At 44.5% G+C, this 13,558-nt stretch carries 9 protein-coding genes; 7 read left to right on the top strand and 2 right to left on the bottom strand.

Annotated elements, in window-relative coordinates; all coding sequences use genetic code 11:
- Positions 1–181: 181 nt before the first annotated feature.
- Both dnaB and J7I42_RS02110 read left to right on the top strand, forming a co-directional pair.
- On the top strand, positions 182–1,777 hold the full coding sequence (gene dnaB / locus J7I42_RS02115; protein WP_209137120.1) for a replicative DNA helicase: 1,596 nt from the start codon (positions 182–184) through the stop codon (positions 1,775–1,777).
- Positions 1,778–1,858: 81 nt separating this feature from the next.
- Positions 1,859–2,587 carry an RsmE family RNA methyltransferase gene (locus J7I42_RS02110; protein ID WP_209137119.1) on the top strand — a complete coding sequence of 243 codons (729 nt, stop codon included), beginning with the start codon at positions 1,859–1,861 and terminating at the stop codon, positions 2,585–2,587.
- A 378-nt stretch (positions 2,588–2,965) separates the two neighbouring features.
- Here J7I42_RS02110 and J7I42_RS02105 read toward each other — a convergent pair whose 3' ends face one another.
- Both J7I42_RS02105 and J7I42_RS02100 read right to left on the bottom strand, forming a co-directional pair.
- Positions 2,966–3,760 carry a TerC family protein gene (locus tag J7I42_RS02105; RefSeq protein WP_209137118.1) on the bottom strand — a complete coding sequence of 265 codons (795 nt, stop codon included), beginning with the start codon at positions 3,758–3,760 and terminating at the stop codon, positions 2,966–2,968.
- Positions 3,761–4,025: 265 nt separating this feature from the next.
- Positions 4,026–5,123 carry a quinone-dependent dihydroorotate dehydrogenase gene (locus tag J7I42_RS02100; protein ID WP_209137117.1) on the bottom strand — a complete coding sequence of 366 codons (1,098 nt, stop codon included), beginning with the start codon at positions 5,121–5,123 and terminating at the stop codon, positions 4,026–4,028.
- Positions 5,124–5,848: 725 nt separating this feature from the next.
- On the opposite strand from J7I42_RS02100, the gene J7I42_RS02095 reads away from it, so the two are divergent.
- The 5 genes from J7I42_RS02095 to J7I42_RS02075 all read left to right on the top strand — a co-directional run bounded on the left by J7I42_RS02095 (position 5,849) and on the right by J7I42_RS02075 (position 13,418).
- A complete protein-coding gene (locus J7I42_RS02095) occupies positions 5,849–7,024 on the top strand; it encodes a thiolase family protein (protein WP_209137116.1) in 1,176 nt (391 codons plus the stop codon).
- A gap of 210 nt (positions 7,025–7,234) precedes the next feature.
- Positions 7,235–8,890: a DUF1800 domain-containing protein gene (locus J7I42_RS02090; RefSeq protein ID WP_209137115.1), complete on the top strand. Its 1,656-nt coding sequence runs from the start codon at positions 7,235–7,237 to the stop codon at positions 8,888–8,890.
- Between the two features lie 16 nt (positions 8,891–8,906).
- Positions 8,907–10,499: a DUF1501 domain-containing protein gene (locus tag J7I42_RS02085; protein ID WP_209137114.1), complete on the top strand. Its 1,593-nt coding sequence runs from the start codon at positions 8,907–8,909 to the stop codon at positions 10,497–10,499.
- 313 nt (positions 10,500–10,812) lie between these two features.
- Positions 10,813–11,457 (top strand): response regulator, encoded by a 645-nt coding sequence (locus tag J7I42_RS02080; protein ID WP_209137113.1) that lies wholly within the window; start codon positions 10,813–10,815, stop codon positions 11,455–11,457.
- A gap of 122 nt (positions 11,458–11,579) precedes the next feature.
- The gene (locus tag J7I42_RS02075; protein WP_209137112.1) at positions 11,580–13,418 is read left to right on the top strand and encodes a tetratricopeptide repeat-containing sensor histidine kinase; all 1,839 of its coding nucleotides are present in this window, start codon (positions 11,580–11,582) and stop codon (positions 13,416–13,418) included.
- The last annotated feature ends 140 nt before the right edge of the window (positions 13,419–13,558 follow it).

The raw sequence follows: 13,558 nt of genomic DNA, 5'->3' as shown, positions 1-13,558 counted from the left end.
GCGTTAACAGTGTAGTAATATTCGCATAACAAACCTTATCCATCAACACTAACCCAGAGCGTCATTGGTTGGCAGTATTAGACCGAAGTGGTATCACGCACCAAGACTCACTTCAGACCTTGAGAGATCCTGATTGTATTTTTTTTCTAACCAATGGTTAAATTTTTGTAGACCGTTACCGATGGATTTAACAAATCTTAACAACAAAGACCGAAAACAACGCCGCCGCAGTTCTGTAGATCTGAGCACTATGGTGTATGGTAAGGTTCCACCCCAGGCAAAAGACCTGGAGGAAGCTGTACTGGGCGCCATTATGCTTGAAAAGAACGCATTTGACGTAGCCGTGGAAATATTGAAACCTGAGTGTTTTTATGTAGATGCGCATCAGCGTATATACCGTGCCATGCAAAGCCTGCAGCAAAAAAGCCAGCCCATCGATATTTTAACGGTGGTGGAAGAATTGCGCAGTAAAACAGAGCTGGAGATGGTAGGCGGGCCTTATTACGTAACCCGTTTAACAAATGCAGTTGTTTCTTCTGCCAATATAGAAGCGCATTCAAAGATCATTTTACAGAAATTCATTCAACGCGAGCTGATCCGTATCAGTGGTGAAATTATTGGTGACGCGTATGAAGACAGCGCCGATGTGTTCGACCTGCTCGATGAAGCCGAGGCGAAGCTGTTCGAGATCACCAATAACCACATGAAGAAGAACTACGACAGTATCGATACCGTACTGGTGCAAACCGTACAGCGTATCGAAGACTTGCGTCACAAAACCGAAGAAATCAGCGGGGTGCCAAGTGGTTTCCCTTCACTCGATAAAGTGACCTATGGATGGCAGGGTTCGGATCTAATCATCCTCGCTGCCCGTCCGGCCGTGGGTAAAACGGCGTTCGCTCTTAACCTGGCACGTAATGCTGCGTTAAATAGTATCCGTCCAACCCCTGTTGTATTCTTCAGCCTTGAGATGAGCTCGCCACAGCTGGTAACCCGTATTCTGAGCGCCGAAAGTGAAGTGTGGCTCGAAAAGATCTCGCGTGGTAAGATGGAGGATTATGAAATGAAACAGCTGTATGCCAAGGGTATTCAAAAACTGGCGCAGGCCCCCATTTTTATCGACGATACTGCCGCACTGAACGTATTTGAGCTGCGTGCGAAATGCCGTCGCTTGAAAACCAAACACAACATTGGCCTTATCGTCATCGACTACTTACAGCTGATGAGTGGCGCTGGCAACGGTAAGAACACCAACCGTGAGCAGGAGATCAGTACCATTTCACGTAACTTAAAAATGCTGGCGAAAGAGTTGCATGTTCCCATTATTGCCCTGTCGCAGTTAAGCCGTGCGGTTGAAACGCGTAAGGATGGTAACAAGATGCCACAATTGAGTGACCTTCGTGAATCGGGTGCCATTGAGCAGGATGCCGACATGGTAATGTTCATTTACCGTCCCGAATACTACGATATTACTTCCAATGAAATGGGAGAAAGCAATAAAGGGGAAACCCACGTGCGTATAGCCAAGCACCGTAACGGTTCGCTTGAAACTATTAAACTAAGAGCCCAACTGCATATTCAGAAATTTGTTGAGTTCGAGGGGGATGATTTCAGTGGATTAGGCATGGGGGGTGGCGGAAGCTGGAAACCTGTACCAGATAATGGTGGGGGTGGTGCAGCCAGTGGTGGCGGCGATGATGGCGCCAAACTGTATATACAGGCCGGTAGTAAAATGAATGATATGCCTTACGGCGAAGACGACGACGCCCCGTTTTAATCACAATATTAAAAGCCCCGATCTCGGCTCAGCCGAGATCGGGGCTTTCTTTTTGCATTACTTTGCAGCAAAGAACCGATAATGAACCTGCCGCTTTTTTATATCCCGGATATTGTTGCCGGGCAGCAAGAAATAGAACTGGATGAAGATACTTCGAAACACATGGTGAATGTGCTGCGGATGAAGAGGGATGAACAACTGCATTTGACCGATGGCAAAGGATTTCTTTTGCTGACCTCCATAACTGACGATCATAAAAAGCGCTGTAGGGTAGCGGTACTGAACGAACAGTTCATTCCGCAAACAGGCCGTAAAACGAGCATTGCCATTTCCCTGCTTAAAAATGCCAGCCGTTTGGAATGGTTCCTTGAAAAAGCCACTGAATTAGGCATTACTGAAATTATTCCCCTCATTTGTGACAGAACAGAAAAGCAACATTTCCGGTTCGACCGTATGCAAAACATACTGGTGAGCGCTATGCTGCAATCTCAACAGGCATGGCTGCCCGTATTGCACCAGCCAGTAGGGTTTGGGCAATTGTTGAAACAGGAAGATATAATAAGCACCACGCAGAAGTTTATTGCGCATTGTATGCCCGGTGATAAACAAAGCCTGGCCGCTATGGTGAACAGTTCGCTGCCTTCCCAGCTTGTTTTGATTGGTCCTGAAGGCGATTTCAGTCCGGAAGAGGTGGCCTTTGCTACCGAACATTATTTTATTCCTGTTACGCTGGGCAATACCCGGCTGCGCACCGAAACTGCGGGCATGGTGGCGGCGGTGTTGTTGAAGACAGAAGGCAATGGGGAATAGGGAATAGGCAATGGGCAATAGGCAATGGGGGAAACCGTGAAACGTGAAACGTGAAACGGCAAACGGCAAACGGCAAACGGCAAACCCATGACGCGGCAATTCAAATACAGCTACGCGCTGCGCGCTTCGCTCTATAGAACTCAATGCTCCGCTCGCTTTGCTCGCTGCGCGCTGTAGGGTTCACTCCGCATGGCTTCGCCAGGCTCCATTCACTTCGCATTACGCGCTTCACACTATCAAGGGAATAAAAACATTTATTAAAAAATAAGGCCCCGACGATACTGTCGGGGCCTCTTACGAATTTTAGTATACTTAATTAAAGGATCTTTCTGCCGTTTGCCTTCTGCCGTCTGCCATCTTCCTATTGCCCACTACCTTTTAGATAGTATTCTGCTCCTCTTTCTTAACAATAGGTTCGTTCAATTCAACCTTTTGTTTTTTGGCTCTTTTAAGCATCCACATATTCAGCATTTCAACACCAAACGAGAAGGCCATAGCAAAGTAGATATAACCTTTATCGATGTGGCTTTTGTGAATGGGTTCCAAACCTTCAAAGAACAGGCTGAAACCAACCATTAATAAAAAGGCCAGGGCAAGCATCTTTAATGTAGGATGCTTGTGAATAAAATCGGCGATCTTATCAGAGAAAAAGAACATGATGATCATGGCAATGATCACAGCGGTAATCATAATAGGCACAATACGCGCCAAACCAACAGCCGTAATGATACTGTCGAATGAGAACACCATATCGATCACAACGATCTGGGTTATGATAGCACCAAATGATGATTTGTTGTTCTTGCTCTCATACATGCCTTCATCACCTTCGAGCTTATGGTGTATTTCTTTTACAGTTTTATATAAAAGGAACAAGCCACCAACCAGCATAATTATATTACGCAGATTAAATGCATAATGGTGATCACGGAAAGAAAAGCCGAATAATTCAGCATTACCATTCTTTACAAGCCAGCCAATTGCCATTAATAAACCAATACGAACGGCAATACCGGCAAACATCCAGATGCGGCGGGCCTCCAGTTGTTGCTTTTTGTCTAAGCGGCCCATTAAAATGGATACGAAGATCACGTTGTCGATGCCTAACACGATCTCCAATACAGTCAGGGTTAATAAACTGATAAGGGCATCTACAGTAAAAAATTGTTCCATGGTGGTCGGTTCTATAAATGAAGCGCAAAAATAAGGCGGCTAAACCAATACGCAATACGCGCTGGTTATACCTTCTTTTTGCGCAAGTACATCATTAGTAGAAAGTGGGGTTATAATGTTTCAGATGATGTTAAAATAATAATATTCGAAGTTGGAGCATGGGTTACGGATAAAAGCAGTTACACGTTTTCCCGCCTTAGCGGGTTACAAGTTTCTGGGCAATCAATGCCAGTTATTTGTAATACGGTTGACTTTGTTATCCTATTTACCTGGCTGTAAGGCCATTGCAGATGTTTTTTACAATGCCCGGTCCTTCATATACAAAGCCTGTCCAAACCTGGACAAGGGAGGCGCCGGCCGCCAGCTTTTCTTTGGCGTCTGCTGCCGTAAAAATGCCACCTGAAGCAATAACCGGTAACTGTCCGCGGGTCTTTTCGTGAATGTAGCTGACAATTTCTGTAGCCCGTTTGCGGACAGGCGCACCGCTTAAGCCACCTGCACCGATGGTTTCCAGCTCCTGACCGGTTGTTTGCAATAGCTCCCGGCTGATGGTGGTATTGGTAGCTACCAGGCCATCCAGTTTTATTTCCATGGCCAGGTCAATAACATCATCTATCTGTTGTGGGGTAAGGTCGGGGGCTATCTTTAATAATATAGGTTTGGGTCTGCGGTTTATTTCTTCTCCGCTTTCCTGCTGGTTGATGGTTTGTAAATGTGATAAGATCTTACGGAGTGAATCTTTCTCCTGCAACTCGCGCAGTCCGGGGGTATTGGGCGAGCTTACATTTACTACAAAGTAGTCAACGCAATCGAACAGGGCGCGGAAGCAGATCTCGTAATCCTTCCAGGCGTCTTCGTTAGGAGTTACTTTATTTTTACCGATGTTTCCGCCTATTATGAGCTCCTCAGAGCCGGGATGGATGGGCAATTTCTTACTGCCGATTGCCGATTGCTTTTCCCGCCATTCCTTTAGCCGTTGGGCTACTACCTGCACGCCATCGTTATTAAAACCCATACGATTGATGAGGGCCTTGTCTTTGGGCAGGCGGAAAAGCCGCGGTTTGTCGTTCCCGGCCTGTGGTTTGGGTGTAACGGTACCAATTTCAACAAAACCAAAACCCAGAGCTTCCAGTTCGGTAAGGTACAGGGCGTTTTTATCAAAACCCGCAGCCAGTCCCACCGGATTTTTAAACCGGAGACCAAATAATTCTTTTGACAGCGCCCCACTGGCAGGGGAGAACTGATTGGAAATGGATTTACGGATGGGTCCTACGGAACAGCCCATTTTCATCATGTTCATGGAAAAATGGTGAACTGTTTCAGTGGGAAAGCAAAATAACAGACGACGAAGTAAGTTGTACATAATTCGGTGCGAAGATAACTCAGTTTGCCGGTTGCTGGGTTGACTATGACCTGATTTTGTTAAGGAATTGTATCAATATAGATGTTTCAGGGACCATAAGAGCAGAATATTGTATATGTGAATAGTTTGTAATTAGTTGCCTGTTACTGCGCCTTGCGCCACCGCTGAAACTATAGCTGCACCCGATCTAGAAGATTCCGTAAAGCAGGGTTGGTTTTCAGTTCGCCCTGCCAGCAGGCCACCGGTAAATAGTAACCTGTAGTCATTTTGTTTTACTGTTGCCAATCCTTAACTTTGGTATAGAAAGTTGCATAAACAACCAGTTGGTGAGAATGGTAAACTTAAGGTTGACCAGGTAAATGCAGGTTGATAAAATTGACCAGGGTAATTGGGCACCCGCTGAGGCGGGGCGCCAGGTAGAAAGTAGCCAGTTGACCAGAAAGCAAGTTGATAGAGATTACAGGGAGGCTTTAGGTATTTAGTTCTTAAGTTATTCGGTTATTGGGTTCTTTGTTACGGTTACCCGTTGCGTTGTCAAAATGCGATCGCTATGGTTTTTGCATGATGGCATTGAGCCACGAGCCGTAGGCGAGAAAATGAATGGTGAGTAGGCTCGCGAAAACAGAGAGAGCTGAAAAATCGGAAACCTACTCACAACAGACAACTCACAACTGACATTTGAAAGCATAAAGACACTAAAATAAATCAAACTATAAACTTTATATATGGAAGCGTATATAGTAGCTGGTTACCGCACAGCAGTAGGTAAAGCCAAACGAGGTGGATTCCGGTTTTACCGGCCCGATGATCTGGCCGTTGATGTGATAAAAGGTCTGATGGCTTCTGTTCCGCAACTGGACCCTAAACGGGTTGATGATGTAATAGTAGGAAATGCAGTACCTGAAGCCGAACAGGGTTTACAGGTAGGGAGGATCATTGCCGCCCGGTCGTTGGGTTTTGAAGTACCCGGGATGACTGTGAACCGGTATTGCGCATCGGGTTTGGAAACTATTGCAATTGCCACAGCCAAGATCCGTATGGGGATGGCTGAATGTATTGTTGCCGGTGGTACCGAAAGCATGAGTCTGGTGCCCACTGCAGGTTGGAAAACCGTACCAGCCTATAGCATTGCTAAAGATGAACCCGATTATTACCTAAGCATGGGTTTAACTGCTGAAGCAGTGGCCAAAGAATATAATGTAAGCCGCGATGACCAGGACCAGTTCTCTTTTCAATCTCATATGAAAGCGATCAATGCGATTGATAATGGTTATTTCAAAAACGGAATTCTACCCATTACAGTAGAGGAAGTTTACCTGGATGAAAAGAAGAAAAAGCAAACCCGTAGTTATGTAGTTGATACAGATGAAGGGCCTCGTAAAGATACCAGCATTGATGTGTTGAATAAACTGAAACCGGCATTTGCGGCCGGCGGATCGGTAACAGCAGGTAACTCCTCACAAACAAGTGATGGCGCCGCCTTTGTTATTGTTATGAGTGAAAGAATGGTAAATGAATTGGGATTGAAACCTATTGCCCGCCTGGTTGCCTGTGCATCGGCCGGCGTACATCCCCGCATTATGGGTATAGGTCCCGTTGAAGCAGTGCCTAAAGTATTAAAACAAGCTAATATGAGTTTGGGTCAGATTGACCTGGTGGAGCTAAACGAGGCTTTTGCATCACAGGCGCTGGCCGTTATAAGAAAATTAGAAATTAATCCTGACATCGTTAACATAAACGGTGGTGCTATAGCGTTAGGGCATCCGCTGGGATGCACTGGCTGTAAATTAACGATACAGATAACACATGACATGAAGCGATTGAACAAGAAGTATGGAATTGTAACGGCATGTGTTGGAGGCGGGCAGGGAATAGCAGGGATTATAGAAAATATTAATTAGTAAAAATCGTTATTGTATACAGAGCTGCTTCTCATTAGAGAGCAGCTTTTTTTATGCACGTACATGTACGAGGTTACTATGAAAATGTACGTCACTTATCCCCAATTCATCAAGTGGCAAAATTTTTGATCAATCACAGCTCTATAAATGGGTTGTCTTCATATTGTCATAAGGCCGACTATCATGAAGCAATCCCCCAAAATCAACCTTATGGATAGAAGAGAATTCTTCACGCTGAAGAGAAAAGCGAAAGCTCCTTCTGCGCAAACCTTTGGCTTACGTCAAATTTATTCCGGATTAGCGCCACAATTAGGCAACCTTAGCGCTCAGCAGGCCGCTCATTTATTGAAGCGGACCATGTTCGGAGCAACAAAAGCAGACATCGATCACTTTACTGGTATGTCAATTGCAACGGCAGTTAGTACATTGTTGAACGTACCTGCCGGATTGCCCGCACCCCCTGTAAAAAATTACGACAATACCGACATTGAAGCTGGTGATCCTGACCTTACCGTAGCACAAGGTGCTACCTGGGTGAATACCGTTTCAAAGGGTGTTGTTCCCAACTTTCAACGCGGCAAATCGATCAAATGCTGGTGGCTGGGTCAAATGATCAATCAGGAAACCAACATTCGCGAAAAGATGACCATGTTCTGGCACAATCACTGGACATCAGAAATAAACGTGATTGAAAGACCTTCCTTCGCCTATGAATACAGTCAGTTGTTGCGCCAGGACGCGCTTGGTAATTTCAAGAAAATGGTGAAGGATGTAACGCTGAATAAATGCATGTTACGTTACCTGAACGGTTACCTGAATTCCAAGAACGCGCCAGATGAGAACTATGCGCGTGAATTGCAGGAGCTGTTCACCCTTGGTAAAGAAAACAATCCGAACTATACAGAAGAAGATGTAAAGGCGGCTGCCCGGGTATTGACCGGCTGGAAGCTTGACATGGATACCGAGCTCATGTCCTTTAAGCCTGAGGACCATGATAAAAACAGTAAGACTTTTTCTTCTTTCTATAATGGTACCGTAATTGCCGGCCGCAGTGATGCCACTGGCGCCGATGCTGAAGTGGATGACCTCATCAATATGATCTTCGCTAAAACAACTGAGGTCTCTGAGTTTATTGTAAAAAAATTGTACAGATGGTTTGTTTATTACACAATTGAAGCTGATACTTACACCAACGTTATTAAGCCACTGGCTCAGACATTTGTCCGCAGTGGTTGGGAGATAAAACCAGTCCTGGAACAATTGTTAAGCAGCGAGCATTTCTTTGATCCGCTTAGCCAGGGTTGTTTGATCAAAAGCCCGCTTGACCTGATCGTAGGTATGGTGCGGGAGTTTAAAGTAGTATTCCCCGATGCTTCCGATTACGTTAATCAGTACGGCATGTGGGATTTCCTGCAAGACCAATCGGCCAAAATGCAACAGGATATCTGTGACCCGCCAAACGTAGCCGGCTGGCCCGCTTATTACCAGATCCCGATGTTTCATGAAACATGGATCAACCACGATACCATGCCCAGACGGAGTAAGTTGAGTGATCAATTGATATTGACCGGGTATATGCGTAATACCCTGAATCTGGTTATTGACCCGGTGGCGTTTACCAGGCAGTTTCCCAATGCAGGTGATCCTAATCTGCTCATCAGCGATGTGATGGATGTGTTGTACCGGGTACCTGTTTCCGATGCAAGAAAGGCTACCATCAAATCACAAATTCTGCTTACGGGCCAAACTACTGATAGTTACTGGACCGATGCCTGGAACAATCCTGCAGAATTAGGTTCGGTAACTACCCGCCTGCAAACGTTATACAAATACTTAATGACCCTGGCCGAGTATCAATTAGCTTAACATTCAAACCGATCTTATGAAGCGTAGATCCTTTTTAAAAAATGCCCTGCCTGCCTCTGTAACAATACCTTCTTTATTAGATGGCTTTTCTGTAAAAGCCTTCACGGGAGCATCCCCATTGGTACAGGCCTTAATGGGTACCACCACCGAAACCGATAAAGTTTTGGTGATGATACAGCTCTTTGGTGGTAACGATGGGTTGAACATGGTAGTTCCCATTGAGAATTATTCAAGCTATTATAACGCCCGTAAAAATATTGCGATCGCCCAGAACAAGGTACTGCCGCTGAATGGTACCGCTAAAACAGGTTTTCACCCCAGCATGACTGGTATGCAAACCCTGTTTAATGAGGGCAAGCTGGCCGTTGTACAGGCGGTTGGTTATCCGAAGCCCGACTTCTCCCACTTCCGTGCAACGGATATCTGGATGAGTGCTTCGGATTCAGACAAGGTAGTATACACTGGTTGGATTGGCCGTTACCTGAATCTGGAGTTTCCTAATTTCCCCAACGGATATCCAACAGCGCAAATGCTTGATCCCCTGGCAATACAGATCGGCTCTGTGGCTTCCCTGGCTATGCAGGGACCAACCTTCCCGATGGCTATGAACATCACCGACCCCACGGCCTTTTATCATTTTCTAGAAAATGAGGGTGTGGATGAGCCCGTTCAGGCTACCCCCTGGGGTAAGGAGCTGGAGTATATCCGCATGATCATGGGGCAAACCGAAGTATATTCAAATGTGATCAGGGCGGCAGCTGGCAGAGTAAATGCACAAGGTTCTTACCCCAGTAACAATTCCCTGGCGCAACAGTTACGCATTGTTGCCCGGTTGGTAAAAGGCGGTTTGAAGACCAGGGTATACATGGTTAGTACCGGTGGTTTCGATACCCACTCCAGCCAGGTAGAAGCTGCCGATACCAGTGTTGGCGGACATGCCAAACTGATCGCTGGTGTTTCAGATGCCATCAAATGTTTTATGGATGACCTGAAAGGGTTAGGGGTTGATGACCGGGTTATTGGTTTTACCTTCTCAGAGTTCGGTCGCCGCATAAAATCAAATTCAAGTTTAGGTACCGACCACGGCGCTGCCGCACCGGTATTTGTGTTTGGAAAGCATGTACGGCCTGGTATTATTGGTACCAACCCAGCTATATCGCCAATAGCCGAACAAAACGATAACGTTCCTTATCAATACGACTTCCGGAGTATCTACGCTTCCATTCTTAAGCAATGGTTCTGTGTAAACGATACAGACCTGCAAACCATTATGCTGAAGAATTTCCAGAACATTCCTTTATGTATAAATGAAGCGTGCGGTCTTACGGGGATCGATGATTTAAGGAATGATGGAGAACAGCTGATCATTAACTATCCCAATCCATTTGTTGAAACGACTAAAATAACGTTTACTACAAAGGGCGGACATACGCTGGTGCAGGTGATGGATACAATGGGCAGGGTTGTAAAAACGCTTACCGATAAAGAATATACATCCGGTACCTATACTGTAACATTCGATGGGTATGGGATGCCTAATGGGGTGTATTATGCCCGTTTCCAAAACGGCGTAACCCAGCAGGTACGACCCATGCTGAAGACACGATGACGTAGAAAATTTAATCCGTATAATAATGAAAGCTTCCCCTCTTCTGTGGGGAAGCTTTTTATGTTAATGAGCTATACAGAAGCTAAAGCCTGCTAAAATTTGCTAAAGGGTGGTGGCTGTAAAGGAATTGCTGTATGAAAATGTTCAGGGGCCTGATCGCCGGGGCGGCGGGCATTCCCCTTTACGCGATCAGGAAAATTCAATAATGGAAAGGCCTCGTTTTTTGTTACCCTGCTGTAAATAGTTTTAATTTGCTATGGATCGGTATATTAACCTTAATTCCTAATAACTTGCCGATCCCTTAAAATTGCTTATGTTGAAGGTATTTATAACAGATGATCATGAATTATACCTTGAAGGCCTGGTGTTGTTGCTGAACAAGCAATCCGGCATTGAGGTTATAGGTTCAGCATTTACCGGTGAAAGTTTGTTGAACCAGTTGCCAAACATGGAAATCGACATTTTATTGCTGGATGTTCATTTACCTGATATTGGTGAAGAAGAACTACTTAAAAAGATCCGCGAAATACAACCCGGGTTAAAGATCCTTTACCTCACCATCATGCGCGGCACCCGCTATATTCATAAGCTGCTCAAATACGATATTCAGGGATATCTTTTAAAAAATACCAACATTGCCGAATTGACCAATGCCCTGGAAACAGTAGCGGGCGGTAATAAATTCTTCAGTAAGGAGATCAATATCCTGGATACCAACCAGGACTTCCGGAATACGGTTACCATTGAAGATAAAAAGGTAGATGAAATATTATCGAAACGGGAAATAGAGGTACTTACCCTTATTTGCAAGGAGTACAGCAATTCAGATATAGCCAAAAAACTTTTTCTGAGTGTAAGTACGGTAGAAACACACCGCAAGAACCTGATTGCAAAACTGGGCGTAAATAATACTGTAGGCCTGGTAAAGTTTGCCTTAAAGAACAAGTTGATAGAGTAATAGTTTCCTGTCTTTTTCACACTTAATAAAGTAGCCAGTCTGCCAATCTTTATATTATTACAGTTATTACTTGAGTTAATAAGTAAAAACCCTTAATTTGGTAGTATAATTCGTCGATACTGGTGAAATACTTCTTTTTACTAGGGGCCTTAATTGTAAGCGTTTGTTCATTTGCTCAGGTTGATACAACACAATTAAAAAGTTTGTATGACCGCTGTCTCGATTTCTCCGAAGACAAGATAGACTCCATTCATTACTACGCCGAATACATTTCAAAAGAAGCCAATCAGCTTAATTTCAATAAGGGCAATGTGCTGTCATTACGGCTCAAGGGTATTTATGAAGACCTAAGCAATAACTACGAAAAAGCCATTGAATATTACCTGCAAAGCTTACAGGCTGCCCGGTTGATAAAAGCGCCGGAATATGAAATGGCTGCCCTAAGTGATCTGGCCATCGCCTATTTTGCCATTCGGGAACCTGGGAAAGCAAAAGAATTTTATTTGCAATGTGCCCGCATGTCGGAGGCAGACGGAAAAATACCTTCTCTTATTAATACATATAATAACCTCGCGGTTATTTATACCCAACTAAAGCAGTACGACAGTTCACGTTTATTATTGAATAAGGCGGTACAACTAGGTAAAAACCTGGATCGGCAGGGAAAGGTCAGTTTATCGAGCACATACAATAACCTGGGTAATTTATATTTCAAAGAGAAGAAATATGATGAAGCCCTTCCTTACTTCTGGCATAACCTGATGAGGCATAGTAACGATGGGGATTATAGTGGGTTATGGGTTGCCCGGTTGAACCTGGCAGACATATATATAGAAAAGCACCATTTTGACTCTGCTACCAAATATGCTCAAAGCGCCCTTGAACTGGCGCAACGGCTTGAATCAAAAAGCAAGGAGGCTGATTCCTATTCCATACTTGCCAAATTATACGAGTACCAGAATAAATACAACAAGGCCTATCAGTATATAAAAAAGTGGTATTCACTCGATACGGCTATTCTGCATAGTGATACCTATAAGTCCATTGCTGCGTTGCAGGAGCGCTTTCATGCCAGTGAACGGGAAGCAGAAAACAAATTGTTACAGGAAAAAATAGAAAAAGAAACTGTTCGAACAAGGGAGCTTTCCCTGGTAGCGGGTGCGCTGGCCATTATAGGGATACTGATAGCTATTGGGTTTGTAATGAAAAGAAATGCCCACCGGCGGTTACAGGAAACCAATAATCTTATTGTTCAGCAAAATGAAAAGTTATCGGAGTTGAACTATGAGAAGAACTCGCTCATCAGCATTGTGTCGCACGACCTGAACACTCCTTTTGCTACCATACAAATATGGGGGCAGGTATTACAGAATGATGCCGATCGCTTAACGGCCGAACAGCAAAAAGCCATGGCCCGCATAGTTCAGGCTGGGTTGTATGGCGAACGCCTCATCAGGCAGATACTCGATGTTGAACGGGAAGATATTGGTAACCATAAGATGAAGCTTGAAAAATTTGACCTGCGGGCTTTTGCTGAAGAAATGGTTGATAACTTTAAACCGATGGCTGACAAGAAGCACATCAGGTTACATGCCGAGGCTACAGGTAAAAAAGTATTTATTTTAAGTGACCGCTACCTTGTTGGCCGTATTTGTGAGAACCTGTTATCGAACGCCATCAAGTATACAACCCAGGGCAAGAAGGTTTGGATGAGCATTCATGATGATCAGGACCACATCAGTATAAAAGTGCGTGACGAAGGTGTGGGTATCGAGAAGGAAGAACTGCCCTATCTGTTCTCGAAATACAGCAAGATCTCATCGCGGCCAACTGATGGGGAAACATCCAATGGATTGGGGCTTTCAATTGTAAAAAGAATTGTGGAGGAGATCAATGGGCGTATTAGTTGTGAAAGTGAAATAGGGGTAGGGTCTGTATTTACTGTGATGTTGAAGAAGTAACTTTTCTTTCCCAGCTATTGTCTGAATAAAATAATTGCCGTAAATTAACGTTTTATAACATTACTTACTAACCCTTGATCATATAATAAGCCCCGATCTCGGCTGAGCCGAGACGGGGCTTTTTGATTTTATTACTTGAA

The organism is Niastella soli (genome assembly GCF_017742245.1).
GTDB classification, from domain to species: Bacteria; Bacteroidota; Bacteroidia; order Chitinophagales; family Chitinophagaceae; genus Niastella; species Niastella soli.
Note: the sequence above shows the minus strand (reverse complement) of the source record. Positions and strands in the feature narration are given on the sequence as shown.

Bases quoted from the DNA above. Each gene is read 5' to 3' on its own strand.
- dnaB (WP_209137120.1), top strand. From the start codon at position 182: ATGGATTTAACAAATCTTAACAACAAAGACCGAAAACAACGCCGCCGC.
- J7I42_RS02095 (WP_209137116.1), top strand. From the start codon at position 5,849: ATGGAAGCGTATATAGTAGCTGGTTACCGCACAGCAGTAGGTAAAGCC.
- J7I42_RS02110 (WP_209137119.1), top strand. From the start codon at position 1,859: ATGAACCTGCCGCTTTTTTATATCCCGGATATTGTTGCCGGGCAGCAA.
- J7I42_RS02080 (WP_209137113.1), top strand. From the start codon at position 10,813: ATGTTGAAGGTATTTATAACAGATGATCATGAATTATACCTTGAAGGC.
- J7I42_RS02085 (WP_209137114.1), top strand. From the start codon at position 8,907: ATGAAGCGTAGATCCTTTTTAAAAAATGCCCTGCCTGCCTCTGTAACA.
- J7I42_RS02090 (WP_209137115.1), top strand. From the start codon at position 7,235: ATGGATAGAAGAGAATTCTTCACGCTGAAGAGAAAAGCGAAAGCTCCT.
- J7I42_RS02105 (WP_209137118.1), bottom strand. From the start codon at position 3,760: ATGGAACAATTTTTTACTGTAGATGCCCTTATCAGTTTATTAACCCTG.
- J7I42_RS02100 (WP_209137117.1), bottom strand. From the start codon at position 5,123: ATGTACAACTTACTTCGTCGTCTGTTATTTTGCTTTCCCACTGAAACA.